The following is a 17,285-nucleotide window of genomic DNA, read 5'->3' as shown; positions in this document are numbered from 1 at the left end:
GGGGACCGAAGCGGTCAGCCCCCGATGGCGATGGCGAAGATGTGCATTGTCACGACGTTGGTCGCCGGCCGGGCGCTGATGTTGGGCAGCACGACCTGGGCGACCGCCTTGCTCTGCAACGCGACACCCACGTAGTAGATGCAGGCGGCCGTGTTCTGCCGCTGGTTGTTGGGCCGGTTCTGGTACGCGGACACGATCGCGGCGGTGCCCGCGGAGCTCGGCCCGCCGTACCAGTCGGGTGTGCTCAGCGTGAACGTCTGGCGGGTGCCGTCGGCGTAGACCACGGTGCCGGTTCCCGACGGGGCGCCGTAGGTGCCGGTCAGGAGGAAGCCGAGCGTGCTGCCCGTGCCGGTCACGCTGATGGTCTGGCCCGAGGCGATGGCGTTGTCGGCGGCCCCGGAGCTGACGTTGGGCCAGCGGAAGTTGACCCCGTTGCGGCTCACCGTGCCGCCCGGGCTGGCGCCGGCCTGCGCCAGGGCCTGCGCGGAGAGCGAGGCCCCGCCACCGTCGAAGTTGCCGACGTTGGTGTTGCTGTCACTGGTGATGCCGACGTTGCTGAAGCTCTGCTCCAGCGTGGGGCTTGTGGTGCCCCCCGAACTGGTGACCCGGTAGGTGCGTCCGGCCTGGACGGTGGCCTCGATGAGGTCGGTCTCGATCCGGGTGGTCCGCGCGGCCGTACCGTCGGCGGTGTCGACCATCGTGACGGTGCCGGTGAGGAGCCGGCCGCGCAGGCGGACGGTGCCGGCGCGATCCGGGCGCAGGAGCAGCTCGCTGGCCAGCCCGTTGCTCCACGTGACGCTGACCGTGTGCCCGCCGCGGCCCCGCAGGCCGGTCACCCGCCCGCTCGGCCAGGCCGGCGGCAGTGCGGGCAGGATGTGCAGTTCGCCGGCGTGGCTCTGCAACAGCATCTCGGCGATGCCGGCGGTGGCGCCGAAGTTGCCGTCGATCTGGAACGGCGGGTGCAGGTCGAACATGTTGGGCGCGAGCCGTGCGGTGGTGGCGAGGTAGCGGATCAGGTCGTGGGCGCGCTTGCCCTCCTCCATCCGAGCCCAGAAGTTGATTTTCCACGCCAGCGACCAGCCCGTGCCGTCGTCACCGCGCAACGCCAGGGTCCGCCGGGCCGCCTCGAACAGCTGCGGGGTGCCGCGCTTGGTGATCTGGTTGCTGGGGGCCAGACCGTACAGGTGCGAGATGTGCCGGTGGTTCGGCTCCGTCTCCACCCAGTCGTAGAGCCACTCCATGATGTTGCCGCGCGAGCCGACCTTCATCGGAGGGAGCCGGTCCCGGGTGGCGCGAACCTGGGCCCGGAAGGTGCTGTCCACGTCGAGGATCTCGCTGGCGCGGGCGCAGGCGTCGAACAGGTCCCGCAGGATCTGGTTGTCCATCGTGGGACCGGCGCACACGCTGGCGTTCGCGTGGTGGCTGAGCTCCGGCGAGTTCGACGGGTTGGTCACCAGGTACCCGAGGGTCGGCTCGGTGACCAGGGTGTTGAGGAAGAACTGCGCCGCGCCCTTCATGGCCGGGTAGTTCGTCCGCAGGAACTCGATGTCGCCGTTGAACAGGTAGTGGTCCCAGATCAACGTGGACAGCCAGGCGCCGCCGGTCTGCCACATGCCCCAGAACGCGCCGTCCACCACCGCGGTGGCCCGCCACGCGTCGGTGTTGTGGTGGGTGACCCAGCCACTGGCGGAGCCGTACTGCACCTGGGCGGTCCGCGCTCCGGCGACGGAGAGGTCCCTCACCAGGTCGAAGACCGGGTTGTGGCACTCGGCCAGGTTTGTGGTGTTGGCCGGCCAGTAGTTCATCGGCAGGTTGGCGTTGATTGTGTATTTCGAGTCCCAGGACGGGGTCAGCGAGTCGTTCCAGATGCCCTGGAGGTTGGCCGGCTGGGTGCCGGGCCGCGAGGACGAGATCAGCAGGTACCTGCCGAACTGGAACAGCAGCGCCGAGAACTGCGGGTCGTTGACGCTGTTGTGCTGGGCGATCCGGACATCCGTCGTCTGGTCGGCGGCGGAGGTGCGGCCCAGGTCGAGGGTCACCCGCCCGAACAGCGCCTGGTAGTCGGCCACGTGCCGGCTGCGCAACTGGTCGTAGCTGCTGGCCCGCGCGGCGGTGAGGCGCTGCCGGGCGATGCCCTGGTAGTCGCCGCCGACGTTGCGGTAGTTGACGTAGCTGGTGCCGATGGAGACCAGCAGGGTGACGCTGGTGGCGCCGGTCACCCGCAGGGTGCCGCCGGAGCTGGACACACTGCCGCCGCTGACTGTCGCGTTGGCCAGCGCGAGGAAGCGGACCTGGCCGGTGATGCCCTCCATGTTTCCGGAGATGCCGTCGAGGCCGATCGTGCTGCCGTCCGGGCTGGACACCGTCGTGCGTTGCGGGCTGTCGAAGGTGGCGGTGAAGCTGATCGAGGCGGTCCGGTCGGCGGTCAGCCGGATCGCGATGACCTGGTCCGGTGCGCTGGAGAACACCTCCCGCTGGTATCGGATGCCGTTCAGCACGTACGTCGTCGTGGCGGTGGCGGTGGTGAGGTCCAGCGTCCGGTTGTACTGCGACGCTCCGCTGGCGGACCCGAAGGCGAGCCGGAGGTTGCCGACGGTCTGGTAGGCCAGTTGGCCGCCGGGGTTGCCCATCATCGTCTGGTTGATCAGATCCTGGGCCTGGGTCCACTGGTTCGCGTTGACCAGCCGCCGGATCTCCGCCAGCGCCGCCGCGCCTCGGGTGTTGCTGGGGTCGTGCGGTCCGCCGGCCCAGACGGTGTCCTCGTTGAGCTGAAGTCGTTCCGTGTCGACGTTGCCGAAGACCATGGCGCCGAGTCGGCCGTTGCCGATCGGCAACGCCCTGAGCCAGTCGGTGCCGGCGGACTCGTCGTACCAGAGCGCGAGGTCATTGGCGGCCAGCACCTGCGGCGGCGCCACCGAGTCCGCTTGGGCCACCGCCGTCCAGGGCAGAGGCAGGAGGGCACCACCCGCACCGGCTGCGCCGATCTTGAGGGCTTGGCGGCGGGTCAGGTCTGACATCGATCCTCCAAACGGTGACCGATCCGGCCACCCCGATGCGTGACAACTGTGGTAACCGAGATGGGTCCGCTTCTCGGGCCGACCAGGACCTTGTGGAGCAGGTCAGTGCCGGGCCCGAGTCAGCCAGACATCTGATGTGTTTCGCGAAGGTTACTCCGGCGCCACGCAATAGGCAACGATCGATTGACGGGTACAATCCGCACCACGAGGCCCTGCGGCCAAGGATCATCGCCGGGAAGTCGGCGGTGGGCCGGCGCGGTCCGGCGGAGCCGGGCGCCGGGAGGATGCCGGCGGATGCCGCTCCGGCGACACATACATCAGATGTACGGCGGCGAGCACATGCGGCCGGCCACCCGGCGAGAGCTGACCCGCCGGTGCACAGGCGCGCCGGGCGCGGGTTTCAGGCGCGGTACTGGTCGTGGCGGGCGAACAGGTCGGTCCACTCCTCTTCGGACAGCGTCCGGCCGGTCGCGGCGATCTCGGCAAGCTCGCGGAAGTACGTTTCCCGGGCGATGCCCGGGGCGAAGAGGATCAGCATCACCGCCTCGGCGTCGCTGTCGTTGCGGAAGCCGTGCACGCCCCCCTCGGGCACGTGCAGGAAGTCGCCGGGACGCCCGTCGATCCAACCCGACCCGCCGTACAGGCGCACCGTCCCGGACACCACATAGAACGACTCGGAGAAGGTCCGGTGGAAGTGTGCGTCGGCCCCGCCGGCGCGGGCCGGCATCCGCCACTCGTAGAGGCCGAAGCGCCCCTGGGTGGCGCTGCCCGGGGCGACGAACCGACCGACAGTGCCGGACCTCATCACCGCTCGCTCCTGTGCGCCCTCCGGATGGTACGCGGCGCTGACCGCGCCCGACTCTGCCGTGTAGGTCATGACGACTCCTCCACAAATAGCTTGGCACTAAGTTACTACTAAGCTAGTTTCCGTCAAGCTATCATGCTGGGCATGACCCACGACGCCGTCGACGCGATCATCGGCCAGTGGCGCGATGAGCGTCCCGACCTCGACGACCTGCTGCCGATGGAGGTCTTCGGCCGCGTCTACCGCGTCGCCGCCGCCATCGGCGAGCGGACCGAGCGGGCCTACCAGCGCCTCGGCATCGGGCGCGGCGAGTTCGACGTGCTGGCCACGCTGCGCCGCAGCGGCGAACCGTTCAACCTCTCCCCCAAGCAGCTCTCCGACACCCTCATGCTCACCACGGGTGGCATGACCGGGCGGCTGGACAAACTGGAGAAGGCCGGGCTCATCACGCGTACCCCCGATCCCAGCGACCGCCGCTCACTACGCGCGCAGCTCAGCCCCAGCGGCCGCGACCTGGTCGACGAGGCCGTCGGGGCTGGGCTCGCTGTGCAGCGCGAGGCGCTGGAAAAGCTCGACCCCGCCGACGCCCGCCGACTGGCCGAGCTGCTGCGTGAACTCGCCCGCGCCGTCGAGCGCTGACGTGGCGCGGCGACGCGGCTTTTGGCCGCAGCGGATCAGGGCCTACGTCGACGGGCAACTGGCCGCCGAGCACACCGCCTGAGCGGTCAGCCGACCAGACGCGGCGCGTCCAGCGCCGTCCGGAGCTGGGTCAGGAAGTCACCGAGCTCCACCGCCGAGGCACCGTCGAGCACGCGACGCATCAGCGCCGAGCCCACCACGACGCCGTCGGCGTACCCACCGGCCTCGGCCGCCTGCTCCGGGCCGGAGATCCCGAAGCCGAGAACCACTGGCAGATCCGTTGCCTGCCGCAGCGACGTCACCAACTGCTCGCCGGCCTCGCCCAACGTCGACTGCTCGCCGGTGGTCGCCATGACACTGACCGCGTAGACGAAGCCCCGGCTGCGCGTGGCGATCTCGATGCGGCGCCGCGGCGCGGTCGCCGGGGAGGCGAGCAACACGAGGTCGAGCAATCGGCCCGCCGCCGCGGTGGAGACCGGCTCCATCTCGTCGACCGGCAGGTCCGGCACGATCAGACCGTCCACCCCGGCATCGGCGAGCGCGGCGCAGAACCGGTCGGCTCCGCCGTGCAGGACCAGGTTGGCGTAGCTGAACGCGATCAACGGCACGGGCGGTGCGAGCCGGGTGACCTCGTCGAGGATCCGCCGGGTGGTGACGCCCCGGAGCAGAGCGCGGTGCGACGACTCCTGAACGACCGGTCCGTCCAGGATGGGATCGGAGAACGGGAGGCCGATCTCGATGGCGTCGGCGCCCGCGTCGACGGCGGCCCGCAACAGGTCGGTCCAGTTCCCTGTGACCCCGCCGGTCACGTACGGCACGAGCAGCTTGCGGCCGGCCGCCTTGGCGGCGCGGGCCCGGGTCTCCAGTGCGTTCACGACAGCTCCATCAGGGTCGCCATGTCCTTGTCGCCCCGGCCGGAGAGCGTGAGCAGCACCGTCGCACCCGGCGGGATGGTGCCGTCACCGGCGGCCCGGATCACCCAGGCGACCGCGTGGGCCGATTCCAGCGCGCAGAGGATGCCCTCCGTGCGGGCCAGTCGGTGGGTGGCCGCGAGCACCTCGTCGTCGTCCACTGTCACGTAGGTGGCCCGGCCCGACTCCGCCAGGTACGCGTGTTCCGGCCCCACGCCGGGGTAGTCCAGACCGGGGGCGATCGAGTGGGCCTCGCTGATCTGCCCGTGCTGGTCCTGGAGCACCAGGGAGCGGAAGCCGTGCAGCACGCCGGGAGCGCCGGCGCTGATCGCGGCGCCACCGGCCGCCTCGACACCGATCAGCCGGGCCGGCGTGTCGATGAAGCCGGCGAACGTGCCGGCCGCGTTGGACCCACCGCCGACGCAGGCCACGACGTAGTCGGGGGTGCCGGTGACGAGGTCGGCCGCGCACTGCGCGCGGGCCTCGTCACCGATCACCCGCTGGAACTGGCGGACCATCCAGGGGTACGGGTGTGGGCCCATCACCGAGCCGAGGCAGTAGTAGGTGTCCTCGACGGAGGTGACCCAGTGCCGCAGAGCCTCGCTGCAGGCGTCCTTGAGGGTGCGGCTGCCAGCGGTCACCGGCACCACCTCGGCGCCCAGCATCTTCATCCGGAAGACGTTGAGCTGCTGCCGTTCGATGTCCTTCGCGCCCATCACGACGGTGGTCGGCATGCCGAGCAGGGCACCGGCGGTGGCGGTGGCCACGCCGTGCTGGCCCGCGCCGGTCTCGGCGATCAGTCGCCGTTTGCCCATCCGCCGGGCCAGCAACGCCTGGCCCAGCACATTGTTGATCTTGTGGGACCCGGTGTGGGTGAGGTCCTCCCGCTTGAGCGACAGGTTGACGCCCAGTTCCGTGGAGAGTCGCGTCGCGGGGGTCAGCGGCGTCGGCCGGCCGACGTAGACAGCGAGCAGGTGGTTCAGTTCGCCCCGGAACAACGGGTCCGCCCAGGCCTCGGTGAAAGCCTGCTCGACCTCGATGCAGGCCGGAACGAGCGACTCCGGAACGAAGCGTCCGCCGTAGTCACCGAACCTGCCGAGGCCCGAGGGCCGGCGGGGGTCGACCGGGGCGGCTGGGCGGGCGGAGCGTAGGAGCTGATCCACGACACATCCCCTCACAGTTCTAGAACGTTGAGGTCTTTATAGCAGAGCTGCCCGTCAACGTTCTAGATCTGTCGCGAGATAGTTCTAGAACAGTCTCGGTGGGCGTGTGGCGGGGACCGCCACCCCTCCCGTCAGCCCTGTCGCGGGCTGGTGACCCCGGACCGCCCGGCGTCGTCGCCAACCGCGTAGCTGACCTGATGGCCGCCGACCTCGCGGACATTCCTGATCACGACGCTGCTCCCCGCGAGGATGGCGACGTCGACAACCAGCGCGCGCCGGTCGGCGTCGCGGGTGACCCGCTCGCTCCGCATCGCCGGTTCGCCGGCGGGCAGTCCGAGCAGGTCGCCGACGCGCTCGGGCATGAGCACCGGCGAGATCGTCTCCTCGGCCTGCGCGGCCACCGCGCCCGCCCGCTCGGCGAGTACGGCGTACAGCTCGTTCTTCTCGAAGTCGACGCCCTTGAGTAGGCCACCCAACGGCTGCGGAAGGTAGGACAGCTGGTGGATCAGCGGAGCGCCCCGGACGACCCGGACCCGCTCCAGCCGGAACACCTCGGCGCCCGCGGAGATCCCCAACCGGGCGGCGATGTCGTCGGGCGCCGCGACGATCCCGTGGCCGAGCACCCGGGTCAGCACCTCGATGCCGTGCGCGCGCAGGTCGTCGGCGAGGCTACGCAGATTGCCCATCGAGTACGGGACCGGCTTCGTCCGGACGTAGGTGCCCTTGCCGGGAAGCTGCTCCACCACGCCCCGGCCACAGAGCTCGTCCAGCGCCTGCCGCAGCGTCATGAGGCTGACGCCGTACTCCTCGCTCAGGTGTCGCTGGCCGGGCAGGGCGTCGCCGGGAGCGAACTCGCCGCTGCCGATCCGCCTGATCAGATCGTCGCGGATGACCATGTACTTCGGAGTCCTACCCGGAATGACGCGCATGCAGTACCCAGCCCTGAGTCGCAACGGAGCGGGCCACGCCGCCTGACGAGTGCGGAGCGCCCGCGTCCTTCTTCCGGGTGCCAGCGTATGGCCGACGTCCGCTCCGGCCTAGGCACGGGTCTCGCCGCGCGGGCGGCCTGCCGGGTGCGAATCAGCCGTGCCGCTGCCGGCGACGTGCCGGCGGGGCGGTCCCATAACTTTACAGCCGTTAGGCGAGCGGCTAAGTTAACGGGCGTAAGTTCAAATCCGCTCCGCGGAGATGGCCCGGAGGTTGTCGCGGCCGCTGCCATTAAGTTAGCCTCTAACATGTTAGTCACTAACTTTAGGGGTCGCGGAATGCTCGTACACATTGACCGTCGCTGGTGGATGCTTGTCGCTGTCTGCCTGGCCGTGCTGGTGCTGAGTCTCGACTTCACGGTCCTGAACGTGGCGCTCCCGAGCATCTCGAGCTCGTTGCACGCCGGCACCGCGGACCTGCAGTGGATCGTGGACGCCTATTCGCTGGCGATCGCCGGCGCGATGCTGCCCTTCGGTGCGATCGCCGACCGCGTCGGACGCAAGAGGATCATGCTGGTTGGGCTCGGCCTGTTCTTCCTCGCCTCGGTCGCGGCCGCGCTGTCGGAGACGGCGGGCCAGCTGATCGCGGCCCGCGCCGTGCTGGGTGTCGGATCCGCGATCATCCTCCCGCTGACCCCGGCGCTGGTCATCACGACCTTCTCCGGGCGTGAGCGGACCCGGGCGATGGCGGTCTTCACCGCCGCGGTCGGCGCGGGGATGCCGTTCGGACCGATCGTCGGCGGCGCTCTGCTCCAGCGCTACTCGTGGTCTTCGGTCTTCTGGATCAACGTGCCGGTCCTGGCGGTCGCCTTCGTGGCCGGCCTGCTGCTGATCGACGAGTCGCGCGGCGACACGCGACGCCCGCTGGACGTCGTGGGCGGCATCCTCGCCGTCGTCGCCACTGTCACGCTTGTCTACGGCGTCATCCGGGGCCCCGAGTCGGGCTGGTCGGACGCCCTGACCGTCGCCCTGCTGAGCACTGCGGTGGTCGCGGGCGCGGGGTTCGTGGCCTGGGAGCGCCGGGTCGCGCACCCGCTGATGGCGCTACCGCTCTTCCGGACGCCGCGGTTCGCCTGGAACACGGTCGCCATCATGATCGTCGCGTTCGCGCTCGCCGGAGTGATCTTCGTCGTGCCGCTCTATCTTCAGGCGGTGCGAGGCTTCGACTCGCTCGGCACCGGCCTACGGATCATCCCGATGATGGCCGGTCTGCTGGTGGCCGGCGCCCTGGCCACCAGCCTGGACCGCACTGTCGGCGGAAAGGGCATCGTGCTCACCGGCCTGGTGGTGCTGGGCGCCGGGCTGCTCCTGCTCGCCCGGGTCGACCAGGGAACCGCGTACGTCTGGCTGGCGGTCGGCCTGGCCGGCTGCGGGTTCGGCGTCGGCGCGGTGATGGCCACCTCGTTGGCGGCGGCGGTAAGCGCGGTGGGCGACGGCGACGCGGGCAGCGGCTCGGCGGTGGTCAACACGCTGCGCCAGGTCGGCAGCGCCGTGGCGGTGGCCGCGATGGGCAGTGTGCTGTCCGGCGTCTACCGGAGAGACCTCGATCCGGCGCTCGGCGGGCTGCCGGCCGCCGCCGCCGACACGGTGCGGGAATCGGTGTTCGGCGCGGCCGCTGTCGCCGAGACCCTGGGACCGTCCGGCGCCGGGCTGCTGCGGACCGCACACCAGGCGTACGTCGACGGGATGTCGACTGTCATGTGGTGCTGCTTCGGCCTCGCCGTGGCGGGTGCCGTGCTGTGCCTGGCGTTCCTGCCGAGCGGCGACTCGCCCGCGGCGGTGGCCGCCGACGACACCGGGGTGACCACTGCCGCGCCGAGCAAGGGCTAGGCTGCCACCGTAGTCAGATGCCTCCGCGCAGATGGAACCCACTGTGAGCAGAGCCGACCTCTCCCGAGCCTCGGGCTCCGACTGGCGTCGGGAAAAAAGGGAACGCACCCGCGCCCTTCTTCAAACGAATGCCATCCGACTGTTTCTGGAAAAGGGTTTCGACGCGACGACGGTCGAGGAGATCGCCGCCGCCGCCGGCGTATCCCACATGACGTTCTTCCGCTATTTCCCCACGAAGGAAGACGCGGCGCTCCAGGACGACTACGACCCGATGATCGCCGACCTGATCGCCGAGCGGCCCGCCGACGAGCCCGCTGTCGACAAGATTCGACACGCCCTCACGAACGGTCTCACCCACCTGTACGACAGCGACCGCGAGGTGCTGCTGTCGCGCCTGAGGCTGGTTCACCGGACGCCCGCGCTGCGGGCCGGCACCGGCCAACGCCGCGACGCCGACCAGCAACTCCTCCTCCAGGCCCTGACGGCCAGCGGCAGCGATCCCGGAGACAAGCTTCGCCTGCGGGTCCTGGTGGCGGCGGCGCTGGCGGCCACCACCGAGGCCATCCGGTACTGGGCGGAGAGCGACGGCGACGGCGACCTGCGTCAGCTGATCAACGACGCGTTCGACGTGTTGCGGACGGAGCTGACCTCGGGCCGGGCGGCCGGCAGATCCTCGGACTGAGCCGGGCGGCAGCCTCCCCGGCTCGGAGACCGTACCCCGCGCGACCACGACCGTGTCGGCCGTCCTCGTCCCGCGACACGTCGCGACCGCCGGCGGCGCGGGAGGGGAAGGAAACTGTCGCTTCAGCGAGCGGAAAGCGATCCAGCCGTTTGTCGTAAACGCGCTCCAGTAGACTCGGCGCATGTCGACCGACCTGTGGCCCCGGAGCCGATAGACCGATGAGGGCGCCCTCCGCCGACACTGTCATCTTCGATTTCGACGGCGTACTCCTGCGCGGCGACGCATTCGGGCTCTTCATGCGACGCATTGTCTTCGCGGGCGCTCGGCTGCCGCTCGCCGTCATCCTCGCCGTTCTCCTCGCGCCCATGGTCGCCCTTCCCGCCTACCGCCCGCGGGCGGCGTGGTGGATGAGTCGGATCGGGTTGTTGGGCCGCAGCGCCGAGCAGCTGCGAGCCGAACTTGGGCGTTTCGGCGCGGACCTCGGCGACGAGCCGGAGCGGATCATCGCGCCCGGTCTGCGGATGATCCGTGCCCACCTCGACGCGGGCGACCGGGTCGTCGTGGTCACCGGCTGCGAGCACACCCTGGCGCGCGCGGTGCTCGACGCGATCGGCCTCGCCGACGTCGAGCTGGTCGCCTCACACATTCGCGGGCCGAAGCTGATCGTGCACAACTACGGGGCGACAAAGGTCGTGGAGCTGGCCGCCCAGGGGGTGACGCCGCCCTGGCGGGTGGCGTACAGCGACTCGCTGTCCGACCTGCCCGTCCTGGCCGGCGCGGAACGCGCGGTGCTGGTCAACGCGAGCGCCCGTCAGGTGGCCCGCGCGCGGCGACTGCTCGGGGCACGGTTGACCACAGTGACCTGGACCGGTGGTCACCTCCCCCACGAGGACAGGGCGTCGGGCCCGGTCAGTTGACCGCGGCGTCACCCGTCGACGTCGTGACGCCGACCCCCGACGCCGGGGGGCCCTCCGGGCAGGCCGGCGGTCGCACGCCGCGGTCGAACTCCTGCCTGGCGGCCTGCGCGTACATGTGCACGTAGTCCTGACCGGACAGAGCCTGGAGCCGTCGCATGATCTCGTCGGTCAGAGCCCGCGAGGCGACGCTTGCCGAGAGGTCCCGATATGGCGTCAGGTCGATGGGCGTACCGACGGCCATCCTGGCCTTCATGACCTTCGGGATCAGCTTTCCCGGCGGCTGGATCTCGTAGGTGTTGAGCATGGCGACCGGGATGACCGGCACACCGGTGGCGAGCGCGATGCGGGCCGCCCCGGTCTTGCCCCGGTAGAGCCGGTTGTCCGGTGGCCGTGTGCCCTCCGGGTACATGCAGACCAGGCCGCCCTGCTCCAGCACTTCCTGGGCGGTCCCGAGCGACGAGGCGGCCTTGCGTCCACCGGCGCGGTCGACCGGGATGTTTCCCATCCCACTGATCACCATTCGCCGCAGCCGGCCCTTGAGCCCGGTGCCGATGAAGTATTCGAGTTTCGCGATGTAGACGACCTTGCGGCGCATGACCGCCGAGAGGAACACCGAATCCGAGAAGGAGGGGTGATTGCCGACCAACAGGGCAGGACCGGTCTCCGGCAGGTTCTCGCGGCCCACCACCTCGGGCCGGTAGACCACCTTCACGGCCGAGCCGACCGTGTACTTGAGTGCCCAGTAGATCATTCCCGCCTCCGATCACACCCGCCGCGTCGACCCGACAACATTGATCAGCTTACCGGCCGTGGCAGCGCGTCGGACTCTTCAGCGGCACCCGAGCGATCGACAGCGTCCGGTGTGCCGGACGCCCTTCGCCCGGTGGGCACCACCCGGGCCGCGAACACGACGCCGACGAGAAGCAACGCGATCGGCACCAGCAACGTCGGCCGTAGCGCCGTCACGAAGCTGTGGGTGTAGACGGCGTGCGCCGCTCGGCCGGCGGCGTCAACGGCCTCCGGTGACGCTCCGCTGCGCCGCACCGCGTCCACCACCTCCCCCACCGTCTCGTCCGGGCCGGCCGCCGACACCTGGCGGAAGGCCGCCACGAACGGTTCGCCGACACCGGCCGGCAGGGTCGGTGCCAGCGCGCCAGCCTCCTCCGGCATCCGCCGTACGAGCTGACCCTGGAGCAGGGCGATGGGCACGGCGGCGGCGAAGACCGAGGCGAGCTGGCGGGCGGTCATCATCAGCGCGGCCGCGGCCCCCGCCTGCGGTGGTTGCACGTCGTGCATCGCGATGGAGTTCATCGGGGCGAACGTGCAGCCAGCGCCGACACCGGCCACGACGAGGCCGGGAACGAAGTGCTGCCAGGGCGTCGCGTCGTTCGCGACCCAGACCACAAGTGCCATTCCGACGGCGTAGAGGCTGAGCCCGGTCATCAGCACGTACCGGGCGCTGAGCCGGTCACTGAGCCGGCCGGCGAAGGGGGCGACGAACGCCATGCTGAGGAACATCGGCGTCATGACGAGCCCGACCTTGATCGGGCTGTAGCCCAGGGCGGCCTGCACGTACAGCGACAACGGTACGGAGGTCCCGACGATGCCGATCGACAGGATCGTGGTCACGATGATCATGAGCCGGAAGTTGGTCAGCTCGAACAGCTCGAACGGCACCAACGGGGTGCGGTCCTGACGCCGCTTCTGCAACACGACGAACGCCGCCGCCAGGACGACGCTCAGCACCAGTAGCAGTGGGATGCTCAGCGGCCCCCAGATCACCCCCCACCCGAACCGGTCGCCCTCCACCAGCCCGAAGGTGAGGCAGACAAGTGCGGCAGTGCTGAGGACGACGGCCAGCAGGTGCAGCGGTTGTCGCCGGCCGCGTTCCAGCGGCGGCACGGCCGCCAGGCAGAGCACGATCATGATCAACCCCACCGGGAGGTTGAGGAAGAAGACGTACCGCCAGCTCAGAATGCTGGTGAGGGCGCCTCCGATCACCGGCCCGAGGATCGAGGCCAGCGCCGAGACCGCCGTCCACAGGCCCAGCGCCCCGCCGCGACGCTGCGGCGGGAACGTGGCCACGATGATCGACATCGACTGCGGGTACATCAGGGCGGCGCCGAGGCCCTGGAGCGCCCGGGCGGCGATGAGCTGACCCTCGCTCTGCGCGAGCCCGCACGCCGCCGAGGCGAGGGTGAACAGCACCGAACCCATGACGAACAGCCGGCGGGGGCCGTACAGGTCGCCCAGCCGGCCGGTCACGATGACCAGCACGGCCACCACGATGAGGTACGCGTTGGCCACCCACGCCACTGTGGTCAACGAGGCGTCGAGGTCGCGGACCACGCTCGGCATGGCGATGTTGATGATCGTCATGTCGAGCGAGGTCATGAACGACGCGAGCGACACCGCCAGGAGGATGTAGCGGGGATTCCCGCGAAGCGGGGTCAACTGGGTCGGCCCTCCAGGACGGCCATGGCCGCGGCGAGCGGCTCCATGAACTCCTCGTGGACGGTGATGTACGAGACGCCGTACCGCTCCCGGCGCTGGACGAGTTGGTCGGCGATCTCCTCCGGCGTGCCGATCAGACCCGCCGGAGCGTCCAGGACCTGCTCCAGGGTGAGGTACGGCGTCCGGGTCTGCTGGGCGAAGGCGGCGGCCGCCTGCCGGTCGTCGGCCAGCACCACTGCGGGGATCATGAGGTTGACCTCGATGTCGTCGTAGCGGTCACCGGCCTGCGTCCGCAGGTACCGGGCGCGTTCCTCAACCGTCTCGGCGGGGAGCGCCCGCCACTTCTCCGGGGTGTCGACCCGGACCACCGGGCTGAGGCCGACGATGTCGGCGTGGCGGGCGGCGATGCCGAGCACCTTGTCGCCGCTGCCACCGATCATCAGTCGAGGCGCCGAGGTGCAGTCCGACCACTGTGCCGGGTCGGCGAACGACGCCGTCAGTCGCTGGACCACTGTGTCGAGCTGGCGCACCCGCCGACCGGGTGACTCGAAGGGGATCTCCGCCTCGTCGAACTCGGCCTTCGCGTAGCCGGTGCCGACGCCGACCTCCAGACGGCCCCCGGTGAGCCGGTGCGTGGTGGCGATCTCCCGCTCCAACAGGCGCGGGTTCCAGAATGCGGCGTTCAGGACGAACGTTCCGAACATCACTCGCTCGGTCGCCGACGCCGCCGCGACGATGGACGGGAACGGCGCGGGCATGTGCAGGTGGTCGGGGATGAGGATGACGTCGTAGCCCAACTCCTCCGCCCGGCGACACTTCTTCGCCCACTCCTCGGCGCCGCAGTTGTGGTGCAGGCTCACCCCGAACCGGAAGGGCCTCACGCCCATAACAGTCCTCCATTCACTTCGAGCACATGTCCGTTGACGTACGAGCTCTCGTCCGAGGCGAGGAAGACCGCCGTGCTGGCGACCTCGTCCTCGTGGCCGGCGCGGCCCATGGCGATGCGTTTCGTGTACATCTCCCAGAGCGCGACGTTCGGCCGCAGGGCCTCGCTCATGCCGCTGTCGATCAGCCCCGGCGAGATGCAGTTGACCTTGATGCCCTTCGGGCCGAGCTCGATGGCGCTGGTCCGGGTGAACGACTCGACACCGGCCTTGGCCGCGCTGTACGCCGCCGTACCGACGGCCACCCGGGTGGCCAGGCCGGAGGAGATGTTGATGATGCAGCCGCCGCCGTTGGCGGCCATCACCGGGATGACGGCGCGGGTGCAGAGGAAGACCCCGGTGAGACTGACCGTCAGCGTCTCCGTCCAGGCCTCCGGCGCCAACCGCTCGATCCGGCCGTCGTGCCGGACGGCGGCGTTGGCGACCAGGATGTCGATGCTGCCCATCAACTCCGCGGCGGTCGTGACGAGGTGCTCGACCGACGCCGGATCGCTCACCTCGACCGGCACGTGGAACGACCGGTCGGGGGCGTCGCGGTGCAACTCCTCCCACCCCTTGCCGGTGCGGGAGGCGCAGGTGACCGTCGCGCCCTCGGCCAGGAAGTGCCGGGCGATGGCCCGGCCCAGCCCGCGGTTGCCGCCGGTGATGACGGCGTTCTTGCCCTTCAGACGCATCCGATCTCCGCAGCCTCTCGAACCATCAGTACCAGGTGACGACGGCGGCGCCGGCGGTCATCCCCGCGCCCACCGCGGCGAGCAGCAGCTTCTCGCCACGCTGGAAGGGGCGTTCCCGATGGGCCTGCACCAGCGTGACGGGCAGGGACGCGACACCGGAATTGCCAAATCTGCTCACCGTGGTCGGCACCCGCTCCGGGTCGATGCCGAGTTTCTTGCCGAGCCCGGCCAGGAGACGCCCGTTCGCCTGGTGGAAGACGAACCGGTCGATGTCGTGCAGGCCCAGGCCGGCCTTCTCCAGCGCCGAATCGATCACCTTGGGCAGCGTCTGCAGGACGAACGCCGCGACCGCCCGCCCGTCCATCCGGGTGAACTGGCCACCCTCGGCGTAGCGTTCCGGCGTCAGCGGCAGCCGGGCGCCGCCCGCGTAGATGCCGATGTTCTCCCAGCGGGCGCCGTCGGTGAGCAGACTGGTGCTGCGGATCCCGTAGCCGTCGGGCACCGAGCCGAGCAGCAGCGCCGCGGCGCCGTCGCCGAAGAGCGCGACTGTGCGTTTGTCGGTGCGGTCCACGATGGAGGACACCTTGTCGGCGCCGATCGCCAGTGCGACCTGCCCGGCGTCGTCGCGCATCAACGCGTTCGCGAGGGCCATGTGGAAGATCACCCCGGCGCAGGCCACGCCGACGTCGAACGCCGGCAGCGCGGGCAGGCCCAGCTTCGCCTGCACCACGGCGGCGGTGGCCGGGGACGGCTGGTCCGGCGAGTTGGTGCTGAGGAACAGCCAGGCCAGCCGTTCCTGTACGGCCGGGTCGGCGACCAGGGGGGCCGCGGCGAGGACCGCGAGGTCGGAGGTGGTCTGCTCGGGCTCCGCGTACCGGCGCTCCTCGATACCGGTCAGGTTGGTGATCCAGTCGTGGGTGGCGCCGCTCCAGGCACAGATGTCGTCGTTCGTCACGACGTGGTCAGGGACGTGGGACCCCATATCGATGATGCCAATCGCCATGCGACCCGTCCTTCGTCTCGCAGCGGCAGAGGTGCCGATGATTGCACGGGTCGGACCGCTCGACCGGGGCGCGAACACCCGCCTGAAGGCATGGGTTTAGCAGGATTTTAGCGGCCTCCCCGAGCCTCGACGGTCATCGGCAAACCCCCCGCTGACGCGGTCACAACGGCCCGCTAACGGCTCACTTCACCGCCGTGCCGAGCACGCACCGGTGGTCCTACAGTGGCGCCTCGCCAGCAACCTGCCCTGCCGGCGCAGAAGGAGGTCACCCGATCATGCCGCCCCGGTGCCTGCTGATCGTCAATCCGCGGGCCACGCGGATGAATCCCGGTGCCCGCGACGAGCTCACCGGCATCCTCGGCGGACTGCGGCTCGACGTGGTGGACACCGCGCGGCGGGGGCACGCGACCGAACTGGCCCGTACGGCGCGCCGCGAAGGGTACGACGTGGTGCTCACCGCCTCCGGCGACGGAGCGGCGAACGAGACGGTGAACGGGCTGCTCGCCGACGGTGTCGCCGACGACGTACCGGTCTTCGCCCCGCTGCCCGCCGGCGGCACGAATGTCTTCGCCCGGTCGATCGGCCTCCCCAACCAGCTCGGCGAGGCGGCCCGCCTGGTGCGGGACGCGGTCACGGCGGGTGGGCAGCGGCGGCTGGGCCTCGGCCTCGTCGGGGACCGTTGGTTCGCCTTCGTGTGCTCACTCGGGCTCGACGCGGAGATCGTGCGGGAAGCCGAGCAGCTGCGTTTCGGCGTCGGCGTCCGCCCGCCGCGGATGCCCGCCGCCGCCTACCTCACCCTGCTGGTGCGGCAGCACCTGCGCACCGACCGCCGGCATCCGGCGCTGACCTTCGACGGGGCCGGCGGCGCGCACGGGGAGGCCATCTTCATGGCGTTCGTCTGCAACTCGGCGCCGTGGACCTACCTCGGGAAGCGGGCCGTGGCGCCGGCCCCCACCGCCTCGTTCGACAGGGGGCTCGACGTACTCGGCCTGACGTCGCTCGGCACGCTGGCGACGATGCGGGTGGTGCGGCAGATGATGACCGCCCAGGCGCCGCTGTCCGGGCCGGACGTGGTGACCGCCGAGGACCAGCAGCGACTGACGATGCTCTCGATCCGGCCGATCGCCGTCCAGGTCGACGGCGACTTCCTGGGGATGCGGACGGAGGCGACGTTCCAGTCCGTACCGGCCGCGCTGCCGGTCCCCCTGCTAACCGGTCGCTAACACGGCCGCAGCCGCCGCGTTGCGCACGCACGCCGAA

The 17,285-nt window shown here is 70.5% G+C and carries 15 protein-coding genes; 5 read left to right on the top strand and 10 right to left on the bottom strand.

What is annotated here, in order from left to right:
* Positions 1–14: 14 nt before the first annotated feature.
* Both ACQPWW_RS14555 and ACQPWW_RS14550 read right to left on the bottom strand, forming a co-directional pair.
* Positions 15–3,017, bottom strand: a complete 3,003-nt coding sequence (locus ACQPWW_RS14555; RefSeq protein WP_433132966.1) for a glycoside hydrolase family 95 protein — start codon at positions 3,015–3,017, stop codon at positions 15–17.
* A gap of 400 nt (positions 3,018–3,417) precedes the next feature.
* Complete coding sequence (locus tag ACQPWW_RS14550) at positions 3,418–3,894, bottom strand: cupin domain-containing protein (protein ID WP_433132964.1); 477 nt, start codon at positions 3,892–3,894, stop codon at positions 3,418–3,420.
* Positions 3,895–3,966: 72 nt separating this feature from the next.
* On the opposite strand from ACQPWW_RS14550, the gene ACQPWW_RS14545 reads away from it, so the two are divergent.
* Positions 3,967–4,461: a MarR family winged helix-turn-helix transcriptional regulator gene (locus ACQPWW_RS14545; protein WP_433132962.1), complete on the top strand. Its 495-nt coding sequence runs from the start codon at positions 3,967–3,969 to the stop codon at positions 4,459–4,461.
* An 86-nt stretch (positions 4,462–4,547) separates the two neighbouring features.
* On the opposite strand, the gene trpA is transcribed toward ACQPWW_RS14545, so the two are convergent.
* The 3 genes from trpA to ACQPWW_RS14530 all read right to left on the bottom strand — a co-directional run bounded on the left by trpA (position 4,548) and on the right by ACQPWW_RS14530 (position 7,464).
* Positions 4,548–5,336: a tryptophan synthase subunit alpha gene (trpA, locus tag ACQPWW_RS14540; protein WP_433132960.1), complete on the bottom strand. Its 789-nt coding sequence runs from the start codon at positions 5,334–5,336 to the stop codon at positions 4,548–4,550.
* Positions 5,333–6,535, bottom strand: coding sequence for a tryptophan synthase subunit beta (gene trpB, locus ACQPWW_RS14535; protein ID WP_433132958.1), 1,203 nt, complete (start codon positions 6,533–6,535; stop codon positions 5,333–5,335). The genes trpA and trpB overlap by 4 nt, the downstream gene beginning before the upstream one ends.
* Positions 6,536–6,666: 131 nt before the next feature.
* The gene (locus tag ACQPWW_RS14530; protein ID WP_433132956.1) at positions 6,667–7,464 is read right to left on the bottom strand and encodes a GntR family transcriptional regulator; all 798 of its coding nucleotides are present in this window, start codon (positions 7,462–7,464) and stop codon (positions 6,667–6,669) included.
* A gap of 336 nt (positions 7,465–7,800) precedes the next feature.
* Between ACQPWW_RS14530 and ACQPWW_RS14525 the strand changes: the two genes are divergently transcribed.
* The 3 genes from ACQPWW_RS14525 to ACQPWW_RS14515 all read left to right on the top strand — a co-directional run bounded on the left by ACQPWW_RS14525 (position 7,801) and on the right by ACQPWW_RS14515 (position 10,950).
* A complete protein-coding gene (locus ACQPWW_RS14525; protein ID WP_433132954.1) occupies positions 7,801–9,351 on the top strand; it encodes an MFS transporter in 1,551 nt (516 codons plus the stop codon).
* Between the two features lie 43 nt (positions 9,352–9,394).
* Entirely contained in the window at positions 9,395–10,033 is a 639-nt protein-coding gene (locus ACQPWW_RS14520) for a TetR family transcriptional regulator (protein ID WP_433132952.1), read from the top strand.
* 218 nt (positions 10,034–10,251) lie between these two features.
* Positions 10,252–10,950, top strand: coding sequence for a haloacid dehalogenase-like hydrolase (locus tag ACQPWW_RS14515; protein WP_433132950.1), 699 nt, complete (start codon positions 10,252–10,254; stop codon positions 10,948–10,950).
* On the opposite strand, the gene ACQPWW_RS14510 is transcribed toward ACQPWW_RS14515, so the two are convergent.
* Genes ACQPWW_RS14510 through ACQPWW_RS14490 form a run of 5 tightly spaced genes read right to left on the bottom strand, consistent with a single transcriptional unit; the run spans position 10,943 to position 16,025 of the window.
* Entirely contained in the window at positions 10,943–11,701 is a 759-nt protein-coding gene (locus ACQPWW_RS14510) for a lysophospholipid acyltransferase family protein (RefSeq protein WP_433132948.1), read from the bottom strand. The two genes, ACQPWW_RS14515 and ACQPWW_RS14510, sit on opposite strands and share 8 nt — an antisense overlap.
* Positions 11,702–11,745: 44 nt before the next feature.
* Complete coding sequence (locus tag ACQPWW_RS14505) at positions 11,746–13,362, bottom strand: DHA2 family efflux MFS transporter permease subunit (RefSeq protein WP_433132946.1); 1,617 nt, start codon at positions 13,360–13,362, stop codon at positions 11,746–11,748.
* Between the two features lie 38 nt (positions 13,363–13,400).
* Positions 13,401–14,291 (bottom strand): TIGR03621 family F420-dependent LLM class oxidoreductase, encoded by an 891-nt coding sequence (locus tag ACQPWW_RS14500; RefSeq protein WP_433132944.1) that lies wholly within the window; start codon positions 14,289–14,291, stop codon positions 13,401–13,403.
* Positions 14,282–15,022 (bottom strand): SDR family NAD(P)-dependent oxidoreductase, encoded by a 741-nt coding sequence (locus ACQPWW_RS14495; RefSeq protein ID WP_433132942.1) that lies wholly within the window; start codon positions 15,020–15,022, stop codon positions 14,282–14,284. The genes ACQPWW_RS14500 and ACQPWW_RS14495 overlap by 10 nt, the downstream gene beginning before the upstream one ends.
* A gap of 25 nt (positions 15,023–15,047) precedes the next feature.
* Positions 15,048–16,025, bottom strand: coding sequence for a 3-oxoacyl-ACP synthase III family protein (locus tag ACQPWW_RS14490; protein WP_433132940.1), 978 nt, complete (start codon positions 16,023–16,025; stop codon positions 15,048–15,050).
* 275 nt (positions 16,026–16,300) lie between these two features.
* On the opposite strand from ACQPWW_RS14490, the gene ACQPWW_RS14485 reads away from it, so the two are divergent.
* Positions 16,301–17,248: a diacylglycerol/lipid kinase family protein gene (locus ACQPWW_RS14485; RefSeq protein ID WP_433132938.1), complete on the top strand. Its 948-nt coding sequence runs from the start codon at positions 16,301–16,303 to the stop codon at positions 17,246–17,248.
* Positions 17,249–17,285 lie beyond the last annotated feature (37 nt).

Source organism: Micromonospora sp. CA-240977 (assembly GCF_050942285.1).
In the GTDB taxonomy this organism is placed as follows: Bacteria; Actinomycetota; Actinomycetes; order Mycobacteriales; family Micromonosporaceae; genus Micromonospora.
This window is presented reverse-complemented; position numbering and strand designations above follow the sequence as displayed.